This is a genomic window from Aliidiomarina indica (assembly GCF_015354615.1).
GTDB lineage: Bacteria > Pseudomonadota > Gammaproteobacteria > Enterobacterales > Alteromonadaceae > Aliidiomarina > Aliidiomarina indica.
Genome location: NZ_JACAVQ010000004.1, coordinates 121,617 through 141,416, shown reverse-complemented (window position 1 = coordinate 141,416; position 19,800 = coordinate 121,617). Strand labels below are relative to the sequence as shown.

General features: G+C 49.3%; 18 protein-coding genes. 6 read left to right on the top strand and 12 right to left on the bottom strand.

Going from position 1 to position 19,800, the window contains the following annotated elements; all coding sequences use genetic code 11:
* Position 1: 1 nt before the first annotated feature.
* The 4 genes from HXZ99_RS07885 to HXZ99_RS07870 form a co-directional block, all read right to left on the bottom strand.
* On the bottom strand, positions 2-628 hold the full coding sequence (locus HXZ99_RS07885) for a ubiquinone biosynthesis accessory factor UbiJ (RefSeq protein WP_194756742.1): 627 nt from the start codon (positions 626-628) through the stop codon (positions 2-4).
* A complete protein-coding gene (ubiE, locus tag HXZ99_RS07880) occupies positions 628-1,380 on the bottom strand; it encodes a bifunctional demethylmenaquinone methyltransferase/2-methoxy-6-polyprenyl-1,4-benzoquinol methylase UbiE (protein WP_194756741.1) in 753 nt (250 codons plus the stop codon). The genes HXZ99_RS07885 and ubiE overlap by 1 nt, the downstream gene beginning before the upstream one ends.
* 86 nt (positions 1,381-1,466) lie before the next feature.
* Positions 1,467-3,542 (bottom strand): ATP-dependent DNA helicase RecG, encoded by a 2,076-nt coding sequence (gene recG, locus HXZ99_RS07875; RefSeq protein WP_194756740.1) that lies wholly within the window; start codon positions 3,540-3,542, stop codon positions 1,467-1,469.
* 15 nt (positions 3,543-3,557) lie between these two features.
* On the bottom strand, positions 3,558-5,087 hold the full coding sequence (locus HXZ99_RS07870; protein WP_194756739.1) for a carbon-nitrogen hydrolase family protein: 1,530 nt from the start codon (positions 5,085-5,087) through the stop codon (positions 3,558-3,560).
* Between the two features lie 214 nt (positions 5,088-5,301).
* Here HXZ99_RS07870 and HXZ99_RS07865 point away from each other — a divergent pair, with 214 nt between their 5' ends.
* Complete coding sequence (locus tag HXZ99_RS07865; protein ID WP_194756738.1) at positions 5,302-6,651, top strand: Na+/H+ antiporter NhaC family protein; 1,350 nt, start codon at positions 5,302-5,304, stop codon at positions 6,649-6,651.
* A 44-nt stretch (positions 6,652-6,695) separates the two neighbouring features.
* Here HXZ99_RS07865 and HXZ99_RS07860 read toward each other — a convergent pair whose 3' ends face one another.
* The 4 genes from HXZ99_RS07860 to gmk all read right to left on the bottom strand — a co-directional run bounded on the left by HXZ99_RS07860 (position 6,696) and on the right by gmk (position 10,440).
* On the bottom strand, positions 6,696-7,088 hold the full coding sequence (locus tag HXZ99_RS07860) for a Rid family detoxifying hydrolase (protein ID WP_194756737.1): 393 nt from the start codon (positions 7,086-7,088) through the stop codon (positions 6,696-6,698).
* Positions 7,089-7,091: 3 nt separating this feature from the next.
* Complete coding sequence (spoT, locus tag HXZ99_RS07855) at positions 7,092-9,206, bottom strand: bifunctional GTP diphosphokinase/guanosine-3',5'-bis pyrophosphate 3'-pyrophosphohydrolase (protein ID WP_194756832.1); 2,115 nt, start codon at positions 9,204-9,206, stop codon at positions 7,092-7,094.
* Positions 9,207-9,414: 208 nt separating this feature from the next.
* A complete protein-coding gene (rpoZ, locus tag HXZ99_RS07850) occupies positions 9,415-9,696 on the bottom strand; it encodes a DNA-directed RNA polymerase subunit omega (RefSeq protein ID WP_194756736.1) in 282 nt (93 codons plus the stop codon).
* Between the two features lie 114 nt (positions 9,697-9,810).
* Positions 9,811-10,440 carry a guanylate kinase gene (gene gmk / locus HXZ99_RS07845; protein ID WP_194756735.1) on the bottom strand — a complete coding sequence of 210 codons (630 nt, stop codon included), beginning with the start codon at positions 10,438-10,440 and terminating at the stop codon, positions 9,811-9,813.
* A gap of 200 nt (positions 10,441-10,640) precedes the next feature.
* On the opposite strand from gmk, the gene HXZ99_RS07840 reads away from it, so the two are divergent.
* Together HXZ99_RS07840 and HXZ99_RS07835 are read left to right on the top strand one after the other, a co-directional pair.
* Positions 10,641-11,231, top strand: coding sequence for a LemA family protein (locus HXZ99_RS07840; RefSeq protein ID WP_194756734.1), 591 nt, complete (start codon positions 10,641-10,643; stop codon positions 11,229-11,231).
* A 20-nt stretch (positions 11,232-11,251) separates the two neighbouring features.
* A complete protein-coding gene (locus HXZ99_RS07835; protein ID WP_194756733.1) occupies positions 11,252-13,174 on the top strand; it encodes a M48 family metallopeptidase in 1,923 nt (640 codons plus the stop codon).
* Here the strand turns inward: HXZ99_RS07835 and HXZ99_RS07830 are convergent.
* On the bottom strand, positions 13,154-14,083 hold the full coding sequence (locus HXZ99_RS07830; RefSeq protein WP_194756732.1) for an alpha/beta fold hydrolase: 930 nt from the start codon (positions 14,081-14,083) through the stop codon (positions 13,154-13,156). The genes HXZ99_RS07835 and HXZ99_RS07830 overlap by 21 nt on opposite strands.
* A gap of 188 nt (positions 14,084-14,271) precedes the next feature.
* On the opposite strand from HXZ99_RS07830, the gene HXZ99_RS07825 reads away from it, so the two are divergent.
* Positions 14,272-15,015: a ferredoxin--NADP reductase gene (locus HXZ99_RS07825; protein WP_194756731.1), complete on the top strand. Its 744-nt coding sequence runs from the start codon at positions 14,272-14,274 to the stop codon at positions 15,013-15,015.
* Between the two features lie 34 nt (positions 15,016-15,049).
* On the opposite strand, the gene HXZ99_RS07820 is transcribed toward HXZ99_RS07825, so the two are convergent.
* Together HXZ99_RS07820 and HXZ99_RS07815 are read right to left on the bottom strand one after the other, a co-directional pair.
* Positions 15,050-16,486: a PH domain-containing protein gene (locus HXZ99_RS07820; RefSeq protein WP_194756730.1), complete on the bottom strand. Its 1,437-nt coding sequence runs from the start codon at positions 16,484-16,486 to the stop codon at positions 15,050-15,052.
* Complete coding sequence (locus tag HXZ99_RS07815) at positions 16,479-17,024, bottom strand: PH domain-containing protein (RefSeq protein WP_194756729.1); 546 nt, start codon at positions 17,022-17,024, stop codon at positions 16,479-16,481. Before HXZ99_RS07815 ends, HXZ99_RS07820 begins: the two co-directional genes overlap by 8 nt.
* Positions 17,025-17,277: 253 nt before the next feature.
* On the opposite strand from HXZ99_RS07815, the gene HXZ99_RS07810 reads away from it, so the two are divergent.
* Positions 17,278-18,168, top strand: coding sequence for an ABC transporter substrate-binding protein (locus tag HXZ99_RS07810; RefSeq protein ID WP_194756728.1), 891 nt, complete (start codon positions 17,278-17,280; stop codon positions 18,166-18,168).
* A 14-nt stretch (positions 18,169-18,182) separates the two neighbouring features.
* On the opposite strand, the gene HXZ99_RS07805 is transcribed toward HXZ99_RS07810, so the two are convergent.
* Positions 18,183-19,130: an ATP-grasp domain-containing protein gene (locus HXZ99_RS07805; RefSeq protein ID WP_194756727.1), complete on the bottom strand. Its 948-nt coding sequence runs from the start codon at positions 19,128-19,130 to the stop codon at positions 18,183-18,185.
* 184 nt (positions 19,131-19,314) lie between these two features.
* Between HXZ99_RS07805 and HXZ99_RS07800 the strand changes: the two genes are divergently transcribed.
* Positions 19,315-19,791: a peroxiredoxin gene (locus HXZ99_RS07800; RefSeq protein WP_194756726.1), complete on the top strand. Its 477-nt coding sequence runs from the start codon at positions 19,315-19,317 to the stop codon at positions 19,789-19,791.
* Positions 19,792-19,800: the final 9 nt, after the last annotated feature.

Below are 19,800 nucleotides of genomic sequence, written 5' to 3'. Positions count from 1 at the left end.
CTTACTCCGTTTTCGGCGGCAGATCGTGCCGCTTCGCTATAGAATCTACTCGTTTCTCTAAACGATCCAATTGTTTGCGCAAGGCCTGGACATCATCTTGGTACAAGGCAAAAAACAAAGGGCTTGCCGCTAATTTCATTTCGTTGGTCAGCACATCGCTTGCGCGCTGCTTCATATCCGCTGTCCGAGGCTTCAATCGACGCAGTTTTTCGATGCCCTGCGCCAGCCAATAACCCGGGACATCACCCAAATAGTTGGCAAACATTTCTTCAAAGTCGATATCAAGTTTGAGAAACACCTGTGCCGCCTGCTGGGCAAACACCGGATCGCCGGTAATTTTTACCTTGCCTGTCTGCAGCATCTGCGTCACTTTACTGGCATCGCTCAATTCAAACAGATCAGCGAAAGCCACAGTTACCGAACCATCCACGGCTTCAAAATCCGGCCCCAATAGCGCAATAGCATCAGGGTAGAAAAATAGCGTCATGGGTTCAGGCAACTCGAGTACATGCAAGCGGAAACACTTTCCCTGCACCCCGGCCAAACGCTGTTTGGCACGTGGGTCGTTGGCAAGCGCGACATTCAACGCTCGCTCAATCGACGCCCGAACCACCGGAAGCACTGGCATTAGAATTTAAAACCTCGATGGAGTGCGACAATACCGCCGGTGAGGTTATGATAGGTCACCTGTTCAAAGCCGGCCTCTTCCATCATCGTCTTCAAGGTATCTTGATCTGGATGCATGCGAATCGACTCCGCCAAATATTGATAACTGTCTTTATCGTTGGCGATAAATGCGCCCATACGCGGCATAACATGGAAAGAATAGATATCATACGCTTTCGACAGAAGCTCAACTTCAGGTTTCGAGAACTCTAACACCAACAAGCGGCCGCCCGGCTTTAACACCCGCAGCATGGAACGAAGTGCAGCGTCCTTATCGGTCACGTTGCGCAGTCCAAAAGCAATGGTAATAAGATCGAAAGTATCATCGGGAAATGGCAGTTTCTCAGCATCGGCTTGCACGTAACGCACATTGCCAACGATTCCCATATCACGCAATTTATCACGACCCACTTGCAGCATTGATTCATTAATATCGGCAAGAACAACTTCGCCTTCCGGCCCGACCATGCGCGAAAATTTCGCCGCTAGGTCGCCGGTTCCACCCGCCAAATCCAACACCTTTTGGCCGCGACGAACACCGCTACAATCAATAGTAAATCGTTTCCACAAGCGATGAATTCCAAACGACATCACATCGTTCATTAAGTCATACTTGCCTGCAACAGAATGGAACACACCAGCAACCATGGTCGCTTTTTCGTCTTTAGCAACGGTTTTAAAACCAAAGTGTGTACTGTCATCGTGCTTTTTCATGAAAAACTGCCTGGCTATTAAAATTCAGGCCTAGTGTATACGATACCGACGATTTGCCCAATACACAGGGCACATTCCGCGCACAATTAAACGGAAGCGTAGCGTTCCTTATCTGGCAGCCAACGCTGCATGAGAGCGTCACTGTGTTGAGGAAAGTGCGTGAATAATTGTTGAGCAATGCTTTGTATTTCCGGAATGAGATCGCTATCCCGGGCTAAATCCGCCACTTTCATTTGTACCAAGCCGGTTTGCCGGGCGCCGAGTAACTCACCAGGGCCGCGCAACTCCAGGTCTTTTTCAGCAATAACAAAACCATCATGACTATCACGCAGCACACCTAAGCGCTCTTGCGCTTGTTTTGATAAGGGGGTTTTATACAGCAGCACGCAAGAACTCGCCACCGCCCCACGGCCCACGCGCCCACGCAGTTGATGTAATTGCGCTAGCCCCAAGCGCTCTGGGTTTTCAATAATCATTAAACTTGCATTCGGCACATCGACACCCACTTCAATAACCGTGGTCGCTACTAGCAAATCCAGTTCATGGGCCTTGAACTGTTGCATAACTGATTCTTTTTCCGCACTTTTCTGCCGACCATGGACCAAACCAATACGCAGTTCAGGCAGGGTCTCGTGCAAGTATGCGGCGGTATCTTCTGCCGCCTGACACTGCAATACTTCCGATTCTTCAATTAGGGTGCACACCCAGTATACCTGACGTTTCTCACTGATCACGGCGTGTCGCAAGCGTTCAATCACATCATCACGCCGTGTATCGGGAATAGCCACTGTGTGCACGGGAGTTCGACCCGGTGGAAGCTCGTCAATGATCGAGGTCGCTAAATCCGCATAGGCGGTCATGGCTAAGGTGCGCGGTATCGGTGTCGCCGTCATCACCAATTGATGCGGATGCATACCTTGTTGTTCGCCCTTTTCCCGCAGCGCCAAGCGCTGATGGACACCAAACCGATGTTGCTCATCGATAATCACCAGGGCCAAACGATGAAACTGGACGCTCTCTTGAAACAAGGCGTGGGTACCGACAATAAAACCAAGGGTGCCATCGCCTAGCTCCTGTAAGGTTTGCGCACGCGCTTTACCCTTGAGCTTTCCGGTTAGCCAACCAACCCGAATACCTAACGGCTCGAGCCACATAGAAAAGCTTTGCGCATGCTGTTCTGCTAACAACTCGGTGGGTGCCATCAGCGCTACCTGATAGCCCGCTTCAATCGCCGATAAAGCGGCCATGGCGGCCACTAGCGTTTTTCCTGAACCTACATCCCCTTGCACTAAGCGCAACATCGGCAAACCAAGCTGTAAATCCGATTCAATTTCTCCCACTACTCGGGTTTGTGCGGCGGTAGGAGAGAACGGCAAGGTGTGCAACAACGCTTGCTTTAAGCGTTGCGACGGCGCTATCGCAGGCGCCGCTACCGCTTGTTGCTGCTGCCGCGCAAATAGCATACTGAGTTGATGCGCCAGTAACTCTTCTAGGGCAAGTCGGCGCTGGGTTGGGTGAATGCCGTCCAATAGCTGTTGCTGATTAATGTCGCGGGGCGGGTGATGCAAGGTACGAATAGCCGTGATTAAATCCGGTCTACCGGAGCGCAGTTCAGCCGGAAGCAATTCCGGCAAACTCGTGCTGTTTAAGTAGCTAAGGGCTTGAGTCACTAGATTACGTAATGTGAGCTGATGAACACCTTCCGTGGTGGGGTACACTGGGGTGAGCGCATCGTCAACGCGAATACTCTCCGTGCTCTCAACAATTTTATACTCAGGATGAATCACTTCAGGGCCCGTTGGCCCCGGTCGCATTTCACCATACAAATGCACTTTTTGGCCGGTACTAAATTGCTTTTGCTGGGCGGCAGAAAATCGAAAGAAGCGCAGCGTTAAGGTACCTGAACGGTCATGCACACGCACCAGCAAGGCCCGGCGCCGCCCAAAATGCACCTTCGCATCCACAACATCCGCGACCACAGTGGCATAATCGCCTACCCGCAAACTCGCGATTGGGGTAACGCGGGTACGATCCTGATAGCGCAGTGGCAAATGAAACAGCACATCCTGAACTGTCAGCAGGCCTAGCTTGGTAAGCCGCTCTGCCATTTTCGGGCCGACGCCTTTTAGCGTCGTAAGCGTAATCTCCGCCAACGCACTCATGGGGCGATAAAATCCTTATGTTCGCCATTTCCGCACAACATCATACATATCCGTGCGGCGATCTTTTAAGTTAGTAACCGAGCCTTCGTTGTGCAGATAACGTAGCTCATCGAGATTGAGGTCTGAGAACATCAGCATTTCTGTATTTGGCGTCGTTTCCGACATAACGGCATCATGGGGGAATGCAAAATCAGACGGTGAGAATACCGACGATTGCGCATACTGCACGTCGAGACTTTCCACTTCTGGTAAGTTGCCCACGCTCCCGCAGATAACCACGTAACACTCATTTTCAACAGCCCGTGCTTGCGCACAATGGCGCACTCGCAAATACGCGTTTCGGGTATCTGTCCAAAACGGCACAAATAAGATCTCCAAGCCTTCATCGGCCATTAGGCGCCCTAATTCAGGAAACTCAACGTCATAGCAAATTAAAATTCCCACGCGCCCTGCGTCGGTTTGGAACACCTGTACTTTATCCCCACCTTCAATAACCCAATCGCGTTTTTCATGAGGCGTAATATGAATTTTTTTCTGTTCTTCTACCGAACCATCACGACGACATAAATAGGTGACGTTATAGAGAGAGTCCCCTTCCTGCAATGGCATCGATCCGGTAATGATATTGACGTTATAGCTCACCGCCATCTGTGACATTTCTTTGCGAAAACGCTCGGTAAATCCAGCTAAAAAGCGAATCGCCGACATTTGTTGGCTTTTATCCGAAAGCCCCATGAGCGGCGCATTAAAAAACTCGGGGAACAATGCAAAGTCGCTTTTATAACTGGAAATCGCATCCACGAAGTACTCGACTTGTTGCAGGAGTTCTTCTACAGACTTTACTGAACGCATTTGCCACTGCACTGCACCAACGCGTACATTGCGCGAGCGCGATGAAATAACCGTATCTGCCGGCTCGTATAAGAAATTGCTCCATTCCAATAAAGTGGCATACCCTCTGGATTTCTTATCCTCCGGCATATATTTGTAGAGCAGTCGTTTTACGACAAAGTCGTTGGCCAGCTGGAAACTTAAAATAGGATCGTAGATTTCCCGGCGACGCACTTTCTCTAAATACTGGCTTGCGGTCATATCGTCCGCATACTTGTGATAGTTCACAATGCGGCCACCGGCCAAAATTGCTTTTAGATTTTCCTGAATACAGAGCTCTTTACGCGCATCATATAAGCGCCGGCCTAAACGATAGCCACGGTAATCAGGATGAATAAGCACATCGAGCCCATAAAGGGCGTCGCCATCGTCTTCATTTAAAATGGTATCGCGCTTGCCTAAGAGATCGTCATATTGATGGGGGTTGGAAAACTTATCGTAGGTCACCTGAACTGTCAGCGCGACGCCAACAATGACCCCGTTATCCTCAAGGCAAATCTGGCCGTCTGGGAATTCCCGAACTAACTTGCGTATGGTGTGCTCTTCCCACGCACCGCCGATGTCGTCATATACACGATCCATGAGCGCTTTTAGCTGTGGGTAATCTTCGTTGCGTAAGTTACGAAGTTGCAAGTGCAGATCTTCTGGGCTCATCCCGTTACCTCATGCTACTAGTGTTTGCTTGTGCTTCTCATGATCAAGAAGCGATTCATGCTATTGAGTGTACATCCTTTATCGGCCAAGCGGGAGAGCCAACGGATATTTCATCGATCGCACTAAAAACTCGCCTTGTCCGAAAAAGGGTTGTCATCCCCTATTAAGGTGTTTATGCTTCTAGACGTCTAAAAAAACAAAACTGAGAAGCTGTATGTCATCTACTACACCACCTGTAAAACCCAGTGCCATTGCACTGTTACCGCTTGTGTTATTCCTTACGTTATTTCTCGGCACGGGTATCATTCTCCATAGCCAAGGGGTCGAAATGGCGTTCTATCAGCTAGCCAGCCCGGTTGCCATTCTTCCGGCAATTATCTTGGCGGTGCTGTTGAGCAAGGAAGAGCTAAATCGGCGCATTCAAACTTTTGTTGAGGGCGTGGGCCACAACAATATTATTACCATGTGTTTGATTTACTTGTTGGCAGGCGCATTTTCTACCGTTGCCGCCGCAACGGGTGGTGTAGATGCAATGGTTGGGCTCGGTTTAGCCATTATTCCACCGTCGTTTATTTTGCCAGGGATTTTTCTTATCGCCGCAGTGGTGTCTACCGCGATGGGAACGTCCATGGGTACCCTTGCTGCGTTGGCGCCGGTGGCGCTTGGGCTATCTCAGGTGGCGGGGATCAATCCGGCGTTAATGGCAGGGGTGTTGGTCAGTGGCGCTATGTTTGGTGACAACTTATCGTTTATCTCAGACACCACTATCGCCTCAACGCGCACGCAAGGCTGTGCGATGAAGGATAAATTTCGAACCAACCTTCGCATTGCAGTGCCTGCAGCGATCTTGACCATAGGTGTGTTGTCGTTTTTTAATACCGGAAGCGCACCCATCGAGGCTCCTGAAGCCAACTACTGGCTTGCATTACCTTACTTCTTCATTATCGCTTTGGCGGTGTCGGGACTAAACGTTTTTGTGGTGCTCACCCTCGGCATCATTCTGGCGGCATTGTTTGGCATGGTGGCGGTGGATTATGCCGTAGTTGCCTTCACCCAAGATATCTATATTGGTTTTACCAGTATGCAAGAAATCTTCCTGTTGTCCTTGTTGATCGGTGGCCTGTCGGCCCTCATCCGGCAACAAGGGGGCTTAGCGTTTTTAGCCAAAAGTGTTGAACGGGCCACTACCCGGCTGAGTCGCCGCAAAGATCGTTCTGCCGCTTTTGGTATTGCCGGCCTTACCGCGCTTACTAATTTAGCGGTGGCCAATAATACCGTCACTATCTTGCTGTCTGGGGAAGTGAGTAAACGGCTTGCGAAGGAAGGTAATGTCGCCCCTCGGCAAAGTGCCAGTTACTTAGATATATTTGCTTGCGTGGTGCAAGGGGTTTTACCTTATGGCGCGCAAGCCCTACTCATGGGCGCCACCTTCGGCGTATCGCCATTGGCGGTGAGTTTGAATACTTTCTATTGCTTCGTGCTCGGTATTGTAGGCGTTATTGCCATTTTCCTGTTTGGCCCTATCAAAGCCAACGAGCCGGAATCTGAGGCAGCACCAATCTAAAAAAAAAGCCCACGCAATGCGTGGGCTGTTTCATCGTATTTCGTCTAGTTAGTCGACGGTAATTCCATAATGCCATCGATTTCAATTTGTGCGTCTTTTGGCAAGGCTCGCACACCAATGGCTGCACGCGCTGGATAAGGCGTACTGAAATTTTCAGCCATTACTTCATTCACAATGGCGAAGTTACTTAAATCAGTGAGGTAAATTTGTACCTTCACCATATTTTGTAATTCGCCACCGGCGGCTTCACACACCGCCGCTAAGTTTTTAAACACTTGCACCGCTTGCTCACGAAAATCATCGGAAACCATCGTCATGGTCTCGGGTACCAGAGGGATTTGCCCAGACAAATACACCGTGGTTCCAATTTTCACTGCTTGCGAATAGGTTCCGATTGCCGCGGGTGCATTCTCCGTGGCAACAATCACTTTAGACATGGGCTATTTCCTTAAACGAGAGACCCGTTGCACATTGGGCATTTTGCGGATTTGCCGCATAACATCTGCTAAATGTTTTCGGTCATTAATAGTTAATTCAACATCAATATAATAGATCGTGGTATCGATTTCTTCTGTTTTCAACCCTTGAATATTACATCCGGTTTGCGCAATCGCTGAGGTTAAGCGTGCCAATGCCCCCTGATGATTTACGATTTCCACACGAATCTCTGAGGTAAACTGAGAGTCCGGTTTATTGTCCCACTGCACCGGGAAATAACGCCCAGGCTCATCTTCATGGCCCCGTACGTTCTTACATTCACGCCGGTGAATAACCAAACCACGACCTGGACTGACATGGGCAATAATGTCGTCGCCGGGAATAGGACGACAGCACTTCGCAAAGGTAAGTAATAAGCCATCAGCGCCTTTAATGGCTAAACTACGACCCCGTTCATCGTCACCTGCCGCTGCTTTTAGACGCTTATCGTCGCCCATTAAGCGACGGGCCACGGCCAAGCTCATCAAATTGCCTAAGCCGATTTCCCGCAACAAGGTTTCTTTATTATCCCGCTTCAGTTCTATTGCCACGCGTTCAAAATCAGCACTCGGGATATCGTCCATACTGTGGGCACCCAGAGCGGCACGAAGTAAGCGCTCACCAAGCTGCAAGGCCTCATCAGATTCAGCATTTTTCAGATACTGACGGATTTTCAAGCGGGCTTTTGCAGTCACCACAAAGTTCAGCCAAGCAATATTTGGACGCGATCCTGGGGCGGTGCGAATTTCTACCGTTTGTCCGTTCTCCAGCGCTTTACTCAATGAATAGGCTTTGTGATTTACGCGGGCCCCAATACAGGTGTTGCCAATATCCGTATGTACCGCATAGGCAAAATCAACCGGGGTAGCCCCTTGTGGTAGTTCGATAATGCGTCCATCCGGTGTAAATACATATATCTCATCGGGGAACAGATCAGATTTAACATTCTCAATGAATTCAAACGAATTACCTGCGCTTTGCTGCAGTTCAATTAAGCTTTGCATCCATTTTTGTGCGCGCACCTGAGCCGTGGTGCCACTATCTTCGATATCTTTATAGAGCCAATGTGCCGCAACCCCGCGATCCGCCATTAAGTCCATTTCTTCAGTGCGAATCTGGATTTCTACAGGAATTCCGTGCGGCCCTTTTAATGAGGTATGCAAGGATTGGTAGCCATTCGATTTGGGAATCGCAATATAATCTTTAAAGCGCGTTTCGATAGGCTTATATAAGTTGTGTACGGCCCCAAGCACGCGGTAACAGGTATCGACACCGTCAACCACCACCCGAAACGCGTAAATATCCATAACTTGATCAAACTTTAACTCTTTGTTCAGCATTTTTTTATAAATGCTATACAGATGTTTTTCGCGCCCATAGACGCGGGCTTTAATCTGTTGTTCTTCAAGTCGGGAAATCAATTCGTTATGGGTGCGCTCAAGCAGTGCTTTGCGGTTGCCGCGGGCTTTGCGTACTTGGCTTTCAAGCAAACGCGCACGCCACGGGTGCATGGCCCAAAAGCCAAGGGTCTCAAGTTCATTTTTAACATTATGAATACCCAAGCGGTGGGCCAATGGCGCATAAATTTCAAGGGTTTCGCGGGCAATTCGACGGCGTTTATCCGGGCGTAAATGGCCTATCGTGCGCATATTGTGAGTACGATCCGCGAGTTTAATAAGAATCACGCGAATGTCTTGCACCATCGCCATAATCATCTTGCGATAGTTTTCGATCTGAGCTTCTTCTTTGCTGTTAAATTGAAGCTTATCCAGTTTGGACACCCCTTCAACGAGTTCTGCAACTGTTGCGCCGAACTGTTCTGCGAGGTCTTCATGGGTTACGGAGGTGTCTTCAATTACATCATGCAGTAATGCCGCCATGAGCGTCTCATGGTCAAGTCGCATTTCTGCAAGCATGCAGGCCACAGCCACAGGATGGGTAATGTAAGGCTCGCCGCTTTGCCGCTTTTGCTCGATATGCGCTTGAAAAGCCACATGAAATGCAGCCTCTAAGCGTTCAACTTGCACTTTCGGCAAGTATGCTTCGGTTAAATTGCGCAACCCTTCAAACAGATACACTACAGCGCTCTCACTTCTCTTCGCGGATTTCAAGCCGTGTTGTGGTGTCACAAACAACCTTACTCATCACATGCAATCATTTACACTATGCCGAATCAATGAATCAGGCATAAACTCACAGGCATATCAGAGAGCATAAGGGGAAATGAAGGATTTGCCAACGGGCAAGCGCCAGCAGGTGCAGAAAACACCCACTGGCTGAAGGAGATTATTCTTCGTGATGGCGCGATTTAAGCGCGGTCATTGCAGCAACTTCTGCCTCATCTTGGGCAAAACGCTCTTCTTGATCGTCTTGATCTAAACGCTCAGCGTCGATAAGACCTGCTTCGATTTCGCGTAACGCGATAACCGTTGCTTTTTCATTGTTAGTTTCAACTAGAGGCTCTTTTCCGCCATTCGCAATTTGACGCGCACGCCGAGCAGCCACCAGTACCAAATCAAACCGGTTACCAATACGATCTACTGCATCTTCAACTGTTACCCGTGCCATTTATGTTCCGCCTTAAGTTAAACCTAATTAAAAAAACTCATTTCACGCCAATTTCGAGCCCTATGGCCGAAAAGGGCAATTATTGTACTGTAAATCACCCGCTAACGCCAAGCTCTATTCGTGGAGTAAATTCTGCAGGACTTCTCGGTACCGTATTTGCTGCTTCGAGCGGCGCATCCGCTGACACATCACAATATGCTCTAGATTATTGACGGACTGGTCAAAATCTTCATTCACTATCAAGTAACTGAACTCTGCATAATGCGACATTTCGTGCTGTGCTTTGGCCATGCGTTTCGCAATCACCTCGTCACTATCTTGACCACGGCTACGTAAACGTCGCTCAAGTTCTTCATTGGAAGGGGGTAAAATAAAAATAGTATGTACCCCAGGGTAGGCTGCTTTTACTTGCCGTGTGCCTTGCCAGTCAATATCAAGAAATACATCTGTGCCGCTGGCCAAGGTTTTCTCAATCACAGTGCGCGATGTGCCGTAGTAATGGTCAAACACTTTCGCCCACTCATAGAAATCACCTTTATCAACCTGCTTGAGAAAAGTATCTTCCGAAACAAAGTGGTAATGCACGCCGTCTATCTCACCCGGACGCGGTCGGCGCGTAGTGGTGCTTACCGACACCTCCATCGTGCCATCGGTGTGGCGCTCCAATAGCGCTTTGATCAAACTAGATTTGCCGGCGCCACTCGGCGCCGCGATAACAAAAAGATTTCCGCTCACATTCGACATAAGCAACCGTTTCCCGGAGGTCTTAGAATGCACTTTAAAGTACACCAAAGCCTGCACAAGTGCCACCATTCTTCCGATACCGCATGGCTATTTGTTGATCACTGAATTCACGCCGCAAACATATTTTTCGGCGAACTTCCGTGCTATAACAGTGCCTAAGCATTGAACCGTCGGCGTACACTAAAAAGAGGAAGTACATCATGGAGTTATGGATTGCCCTAATTGTTCTCGTGCTACTGGTTTTCTATGTAGTCGGGATATACAACAAACTTGTCGCTTTAAAAAATCGCTTTGAAAACGCATTCGCGCAAATCGATGTCCAACTGAAGCGCCGCTACGATCTGATTCCTAACCTTGTTGAGACAGCAAAAGCCTATCTCAAGCATGAGCGCGAAACCTTAGAAGCTGTGGTAGAAGCCCGTAATCAAGCCGCCGCGGCCTTAAAAGGCGCTGCCGCTGCACCCGGTGATGCGCAAGCGATGGGGAATTTAGTGGGCGCGGAAGGGGCATTATCGAGTGCACTCGGTCGCCTGAATGTGGTGATGGAAGCCTATCCTGATTTAAAAGCAAATCAGAATATGATGCAGCTGAGTGAAGAGCTCACCAGCACAGAGAATCGCGTTGCGTTCTCTCGCCAATCTTTTAACGATGCTGTCATGGCTTACAACACCTATCGGCAGTCGTTTCCACCTGTCGTGTTTGCAAGCATGTTTGGTCACAGTACAGACGCAACCTTGTTGCAGTTTGAAGATCGTGAAGAAATTCAGAAAGCGCCAGAAGTTAAATTTTAACACGGCGACTTGAGGTAACTATGGCAGCAATGGATTTCTTCGAACATCAAGCCGTCGCCAAACGCAATACGCGTTTGCTTGTGATTCTGTTTGGGCTAGCGGTCATTAGCTTGTTGGCACTCACGGGCCTGCTTGTGGCCGCCGTCAGCGGCGGCATGCATGCGTCACAACAAACGCCAGCGCACACCGAGAGCTTCACGCTGCAATGGGATATTATCGTCGCCGCGATGGGTGTAACCCTCTCTGCGATCAGCCTTGCAGTGTTATATAAATGGTCACAATTGCGCGGGGGTGGTCGTATTGTGGCCGAGGCTTTAGGTGGCGTCCGTCTATCGCCCGATAGTCGCGACCCCATCGAACGCAAAATCCTAAATGTAACCGAAGAAATGGCCATTGCTGCGAATATGCCCGTGCCGCCGGTATATTTACTGAAAAACGAATCGGGTATTAACGCATTTGCCGCAGGTTACGCTCCTGGGGATGCCGTCATTGGGATCACGCGCGGCTGTGTTGAGAATCTTACGCGGGATCAATTACAAGGGGTCGTTGCCCACGAAATCGCCCACATCCTTAATGGGGATATGCGTATGAATATCCGCATTATGGCGATTCTGAACGGCATTTTGTTTATTAGCCACGCCGGCTACCTGCTCTTGCGTACGGGTATGTTTAGCCGCCGCAATGATAAAAATCCGCTGCCATTGATAGGGATTGGTCTATTAATTATCGGTGCCATTGGCATTTTGTTCGGAAACCTGATTAAAGCGGCAGTGAGCCGACAACGCGAATATTTAGCCGATGCTTCAGCGGTGCAATTCACCCGTAACCCCGACGGTATCGGGGGCGCGCTAGAACAAATTGGCGCATTACAAAAATCCGGGCCAGGCAGTCGGGTTGAGAGTAAAAACGCAGACGAAGCGGCCCATCTATTTTTTGGCCAAGCAGTGAATAAAATGATGTCGGTTTTTGCAACGCACCCGCCCTTGAGTAAACGCATTAAACGCGTACGTCCTAGTTGGGACGGTAAGTTTCGGGCCAATTCTGCACAGCAATTAAAACAAGAGCTGGATGCAGAAAAAAGTGACGCGGCGGCAGAAGAAAAGGCATCTCAACAAGATTCCCGTAAGAAAGCGGTGCTCAATACAATACTCACCGGGGCTGTACTCGGCGCGGGAGAAGCCGGGGGTCGTGTTGCTGGTAGTGCTATTCCGGTTTCTGCAGCCTTGCGCGAAGAAGTCCGCCAACAAGAAGGTGCTGAGGCCATTATCTTTGCTATTGCATTGAGTGCCGATGAATCCGTGCGCGAAAAGCAACTGGCTTTAATTCGTGAACAACATGGTGAAGCCTTAGCCACTCGCACACTAAACGACTACACGCAGGTTCGCGACTTACCCCTTGAAGAGCGTTTGCCACTGGTTGAATTGTCCATCCCTGCACTCAAAGGCTTCGCGGAACAGGAAGCAAAAGCCATTCTGGCAACGTTGCAGGATGTACTTGCCGCGGATCAGCAAATTACGCTCTATGATTGGTGTTTAGGACAAATTGTGCGGCGCTATGTGTTAGCCCAATTCGCCCCAAATAAACGTGTGCCATTGGTAAAAACCCGCTTTGTTAGTGACGCCGAGTATTCATTGTCGGTGCTTGCTCATTACGGTAGCCCCAACGATAAAACAGCGAGTGAAGCTGCATTTCAAGCGGGCGCGCAACACTTTCCTAAGCCCCTTGTCCCCTTCCCTCACCATAAGTTTAGCTTTGGCGATCTGGCTGATGTGTTAGACCGCATCAACGAATGGGCGCCTCAGAATAAAGAACGGATGGTCAATGCTTGGCTTACCTGTGCAGAGCATGACGGTGAAATTACAGTGGTTGAACGGAAGTTACTTACCGCCCTGTCCACATGTATTGGCGAACCCATTCCTGAATCAGCGTTGCAGCGCAGCTAGAAGTTTCTGCGCGATTTGCTGAGGATGCTCAAGCATAAAGCAGTGCCCACCGGGCACTGCTTGGTAAGAAAACTTAGGATTTTTTTGCTGCCAAAGTGCCATCGATTGATGGACAAATGGATAACTCTTTTCGCCCACCCATGCCCGCGTGGGCACATCAATTTGCGGCAACTTTCCCCACAGCCCGCGGGCGTAAGACGAGAAAATCTCAGCCTCTCGTTGCGGCGTGCATTTTAATTGACGTTGGCCATGCTTATTGGGCGCCGTTGCGAACTCAGCATAGGCCTGCAAGGCCTGTTCATCCCAACCACGAAACATCCCCCTGCCGCGCAATGATTCCATCACCTGGGCACAAGATTCCCACTCACTGCGCCGCTTTCTGGCCTTCTTGGCAATGGGGTTGTAGCTATACAATTGCAGCCACTGTAAGGGCTGCATCCAGCGCAACATCCCGGGCGTAAAGACAATAGGATCAAGCAATAACACCTGCGCAAACAACGAGCGGTCAGCAGCGGCCATAAGCGAGGTGAGTACCCCTCCGAAGCTATGACCAAGACCTATCGCAGGTCGATTTTGATAGTCCTGTCGCAACCCCTGCCAAATTTCAGTGGCAATCTCTGCCGATCGGTTCCAACCAACAAATGGGCCACCGTCATCACTATCACCATGACCTTGGGCATCATGCAGAATAATATCCACATGAGGTATTAATGCCTGCCACAAGGGCAAGTAGGTTAAACCTGAATACGAATTGCCATGAATAAAATGCACCACCGGCTTGTCTGAGTTGGCGTGCACTAAGGTGCGTTGCCCCCGAATGGAAAACCCTTCTGGGGTCAATGAGGTAAAGGGAAGCCATGGGATTCCGCCCGCGCTGACCGTCTGCTTTGGATCTATCAAACTTGCCATATCAATCGCTCAAATCGGTCTAAAGTGTCCATGTCAATTGGCTGCTTTGTGGATAACGCCTGTGATCACAGCATACAAGAATTTATCATCGAAAGAATCTCCTTGCTCGAACTCGCTATCACTGGTTGTTGTTAGCCGCAAAACCATTCATCATAATGCACTAAGCGAATGTAATAAGTGAGGATTAAATGGCCACGTGGATTACCGGAACCGTTGTCGAGAACAAACGTTGGCATGCAGACTTATTTAGTTTGCGCGTTCAAACCGAACCCTTCGATTTCATCGCAGGACAATTTGTTCGGCTCGGCATGCCCGGTCCAGAGAAGCGCATTCAACGGGCTTACTCTTTGGTGAATAGTCCCAGCGAGCCGATACTCGATTTTCTTGTCACCACGGTTCCAGACGGTGAATTATCGCCGCGCCTCGACCAACTTCAGCCCGGCGATACCCTAGAAGTGAGCCAGCCGGCCAGTGGCTTCTTTATTCTTAGCGAAATACCCGATGGTAAGAGTCTTTGGCTTATCGGCACAGGTACCGGTATTGGTCCCTATTTCTCCATGTTGGGAACCGATGAGCCATGGCAACGCTACGAGAAAATATATCTCGTACACGGTGTCCGCACCGAAGCCGACCTGTGTTATCAAGATAAAATTCGTGAATGGCAGAGCCGCTATCCGCAGCAACTGGTGTATCAGCCGGTAGTAACTCGCGAGCCCATCATTGGTGCCCTGCATGCACGCATTCCCGCACTCATTCACAGCGGTGAGTTGGAACACGCCACTGGCGGAACCTTAGATCAAGACGCGCAAATCATGCTGTGTGGTAACCCACAGATGATTACCGATGCAAAAGCAGAGTTAGCGGCGCGGAATCTTAACATTAACCTACGCCGCAAACCGGGCAATGTCACCGTTGAGCAATACTGGAAGTAAGCGCTGGATGTGAGCGCGAGTTGTAAGCGCTCACTTACATCCAGCGTTTGTAATTGTCTCGGGTCACATCCAGTAACTGCTGTTGCAAACGTTCGGCTGTAGCGGTCTTTAAGTAAGGTAAATAGAGATTGCCTGCCGCCGTGCTGACCTGCAAATTACTCAGCTTGAAACGGCGTTGAATAGGCCCTTGGGTAATGCTTACATGCTGTAGCTTTGCAGCCGGCATCCACTGCTGGCGCGAGCCGATAAAACCATGCCGAATGGCTAGCCACTCGCCATCGAAGTGCCATGCGAACATGTGCCACCAGCGCCATCGCACAATGGTCAAGCCAACCAACACGCCCGCCGCAACGCGCCAATCGAACAGCAGCCACCCTAATCCGGAAAATAACAGCACAAAGCGGGGGAACATTAACCAATGTACTGGCTGCCAATTTGCCTGTGGAAGTCGCAAATCCTGATTAAACTCCCGACGAATTTTCGGCGACACACAAGGCAAAACAAATTTACCATCTTGTTTCTGTTGGTTGCCCGCTTGGGAAATACGAATTTGCTGACGATTCAATAAACGTCCCATCCAGCCTTGACGAATGTCTAGCAATTGCAATTTTTGAACACGAAAGCTACGCGTTAACGTTGAGGTTAATCCCGCTTCATAACGCACCCGATCGCCTCGTCGCGTTAAGGTATAGCCGTAATATTTATTAAACTGAATCGCAATGGTACCCAAAATTAATAGCACCAGCACACCGAGGGAGATGGCTACGATTGCAAAAATTGCTTCTCCGGTGCTCGGGAACTGTTCCACAAAGGTAACAAACTGCTCTCGCACACGCGCATTCACTTGTTGATTTGAAAATAACAGCGCCGTTATTACACCGACCACCACAAAAATGTTTTGCATCAGTCCAATGCGCAATACTTCGCTGGGAGGTAACGTGAAGGTGAAATCTACACCGCTTGAGGCTTCTGAATCCTGCGCTTGGGTTGCGCCAGCACCTTTATCATCCTCAATTTCAGCAAGAATTTCTGCTTGTATAGCGACCGCGCGATCCACTCGTAATCCGGCAATTTCCACCTCTTGTGCTTTACTTCCGGCACTTTGTAACTTCAGTATCGCCAATTGAAACGGACGAAAATAAAAAGGACGCGCAATATCTGCTTGTTGAATGCGATCATACTCAAGATTAAGCTCTACCTTCCGCAACACCCCTTGTTTCACGCAGATTCTTTGCGTTTCAGTGGCATAGAAAAAACGCCGATATCGCAGCACCGTGGTGATCATGATGAGAACCAGGAGACCCAGCAGTATATGTGGGATAAATGGACGCAATGCGCTGACCGCAATAAATGCCGCGGCTAACGCCGGGGCCGCTTGATAAAGATGCTTCATCATGAGGCGAATGGTACTTAAGAAGAAAAAGCAGAGAGCCAGTAATGGCAAGCGCTGCCATTGCCGAGAATCACTCATTGGTGGCGTCCCCAGATTTAGCATCCGACGAAACCGGACCGGCTTCAGTAATCGCTGCCTCGTCAAGCTGCTCATCACGAATCATGCTTAACAATTCATCCCGGAGCGCCATCGCATCGTCCCGGGCTAGCCCGGGTATGGTGAGGTCTGCGCCACTACCGCCTGCCGTAAAGATAATCAGCCGCGCTAAACCCAACATGCGCTCAAACGGGCTTTGTTCAATTTCCAGATGTTGAATGCGGTTGTGCGTAACGGCGGTATGCCGGTACCACAGGGCGCCAACCCGAAAATGGACTTCTTTCGGCTCAGTGGCAAAGGCGGTTACCCGAAACCGACGAGGCGCCCACAGGAAAATCAGGATCAGCCACAAAACAAATAACGCGCCCCAGAAAATGCCCGCGGCCCAAAGAGGAACCGCATCGACTAGAATCGCGGGCAACGACACAACAATTAAAATAAGCCCGCATAAAATACTTTTATCAATGCGTAAGAGAGAGACATAACGAGGAGATACATGCTGCCATTTCAATTCTTCCATGCTGAACGACTCTTTTTTTAGTAAGTATATGCGTACAATTTAACAAATCTTACTGGATTCTCATCTAATTTTCTTCGATAGTGGGAGTAATACCATTCAATTCGAGCGCACTGATTCCTTCTCATGATCCTTGCAGCACATTCAGCACACTTAATGACGCGCAAAATTTACCCTGAGAACTGGAACCAAAGTGAGAGCAACCGCGTTAACATAAACGGGTCGACGCGCAACAATGATGGATTGAGACTAAGCCATGAACCATGTTCGCAATTTTAGCTTGATAGTATTTGCCTTAGCGCTGTGCGGAACTACCGCGGCGCAAGCGCCGTTAAATATACATTGGGCGATCAATACCGCACCACCTTTCCATGTGGTTGCCGGTCCTCTGCAAAATGAAGGTATTTGTGATGTGCTCATGGATTCCGTTGAACAGCATTTACCCGACATCCCAACGCAGCGTTCCATTTTGCCGCAAACACGTATTCGTCAACAATTTGAACAAAACGAAAACCGTTGTTTTCCCTGTATGATTTACCGGCCGCATGCCGCACGTTCGGCTGTATTTACCGAACCCACCCATTTTTACTATCCCCATGGCATTATTACCACCGCAGCTAATGCCCGTGAAATGCGTGAAACCTTCGGCGAGCCCATATCCCTCACACGCTTACTTAGCGAGAGTAATTATCGCTATGGTTATCCGTCTGGTCGTGTCTATGGCGATCTGCAGCCGGTCATCGACGCAATCGCACCAAATAGCTATCGGATTATTCACACGGGTGAGAACGCTACCATGGCGATTCTTGCCATGATTAAAGCAGGCAGAATCGATTTCACCATTGATTATCAAATTTTACACACGTTTGATAAGCACTTTAGTGGCAGTCAATTGGAGTTTATTGAGATAGCGGAAACTTCTGGAACGCATGTGCTAGGTGCTATCGGATGTACCGATAACGAGTGGGGACGTATGATCACGGCGCGCATTAATGAGGTTTTACCGGAAATACGCCAAGATCCTAATTTCTTACGGATACTTAATCGCTGGTTTCATGGCAAACCCGAGGATGAGCCTTACAACGTATTACTGCAAAAACGCGTGTGGGAGTACAACAGCGACTCCCACATCAACGATATTCCGTGATAGCGTCATGATTCTTAGTTCTGCTGTGCGCGCTCAATCAGATAATCTGCTAGCGCGCCCATTCCAGTGCGCTGAACACCCGCCGCTTTCTCAGCCGCCTGATTGTAGTTGGTGTTAGTATTTACGTCATAAACAAACAGCTCACCCTGTTCGTTTTCAATCACTTCAATGCCCGCCACATCAATCTGAGCTTGTCGCAAGAATTGTTCAAGCTGTGCAATGATTGGATGATGATCAAAGCGCTGACTAATCCGAAATTTACTCGGGGCTTGAGCAGGGCTAGCCGTGGTTGGACAAAAATCATCGCCGATAGCACATACATCTGCCGGGCAAAGCTCAAAGCCACCTTCGGTGTTGACATCAACGGCGTATACAAACGTTTGCCCGACAAACTCACAGCGAGTGATATGGGGAGCTTTCGGTTGAATATACTCCTGAAGCAACCAAAGACCATCCAATGGCTCTTCGTAATCGGGCCCTTGCACAAAGTGCGCAAGTTCGTCCAACTGATTAAAGCGCATGACGCCTAAACCTTTGCCACCACGATTGGGCTTCAAAATTAGGGGCCAGCTGGAAAAGTTGCGGGCAGCTTCCGTAAGCTGTTCGCGTCCTACCACGGCACGCGTTCGTGGGGTGGTTAATCCGGCTTTATTTAGCCCCGCATACTGGGATAGTTTACACACCTCTAAATACAACGCGGGCGTACCGTTGAGCACAGTCACAGGGTGCTGCTCTAGCCAGGTCAGAGCCATGCGGGTGAGCTCTGGTGCAAAGCGATGACCGCGCGTATGGGAGCTTGCACTCATTCGATTGTAATACACCCCATTTTCGGGTGCTTGGTCAAATGCGACCACGCCGGTGTCTAAAAACCATTCATTTAAGGTGACACCACGGGCGGCGAATTCTGCTCGCAGCGGCACTAACCACTCTTCATTCTCATGTAATACATAGATTGGACGCATCGCTACCTCAATCGTTAACATCTAAACATTGATTTTAACTGAATCTCGACTCATGCTTTATACAAATCGAGTGTAAGACAGATCGAAATTGACTAAGCAGTACGTATTCGATTCAGTTTAGATCGCTTTTGTCATAAGCGTTGTCTTTACACCGTTCACGCACTAACCAAGCAAGGATACAAACATGATTTCAGAAAAAACGAAGGTACCCGCCGGTACACTCACCACCCGAGGCCAAGTTGGATTAGATCAAGTGAATCCGCAAGAGTTATTTGCAACGGGCACTCATGTTCTTTTCGCAGTACCCGGCGCCTTCACTCCAACCTGCTCGGAGCAGCATCTTCCTGGCTATGTGCGACAAGCGGAAGCGCTGCGCAGTAATGGTGTCGATGGCATCTATTGTGTTGCCACTAACGATGCGTTTGTGATGGCGAGTTGGGCCAAAGAGCAAGATGTCGGTGGTTCAATTACCATGCTCTCGGATGGCGACGGCAGTTGGTTAGAATCGATGGAACTCACCATGGATACCGGCAATTTTGGCGGTGTGCGAGCGCAACGTTTTGCCATGATCATCCGTGATGGCGTCATCGATAAGTTGTTTGTTGAAGATCCAAAAAGCTTCGATGTAAGTTCCGTTGAGAATGTCCTAAAACATCTCTAATACTTAGGG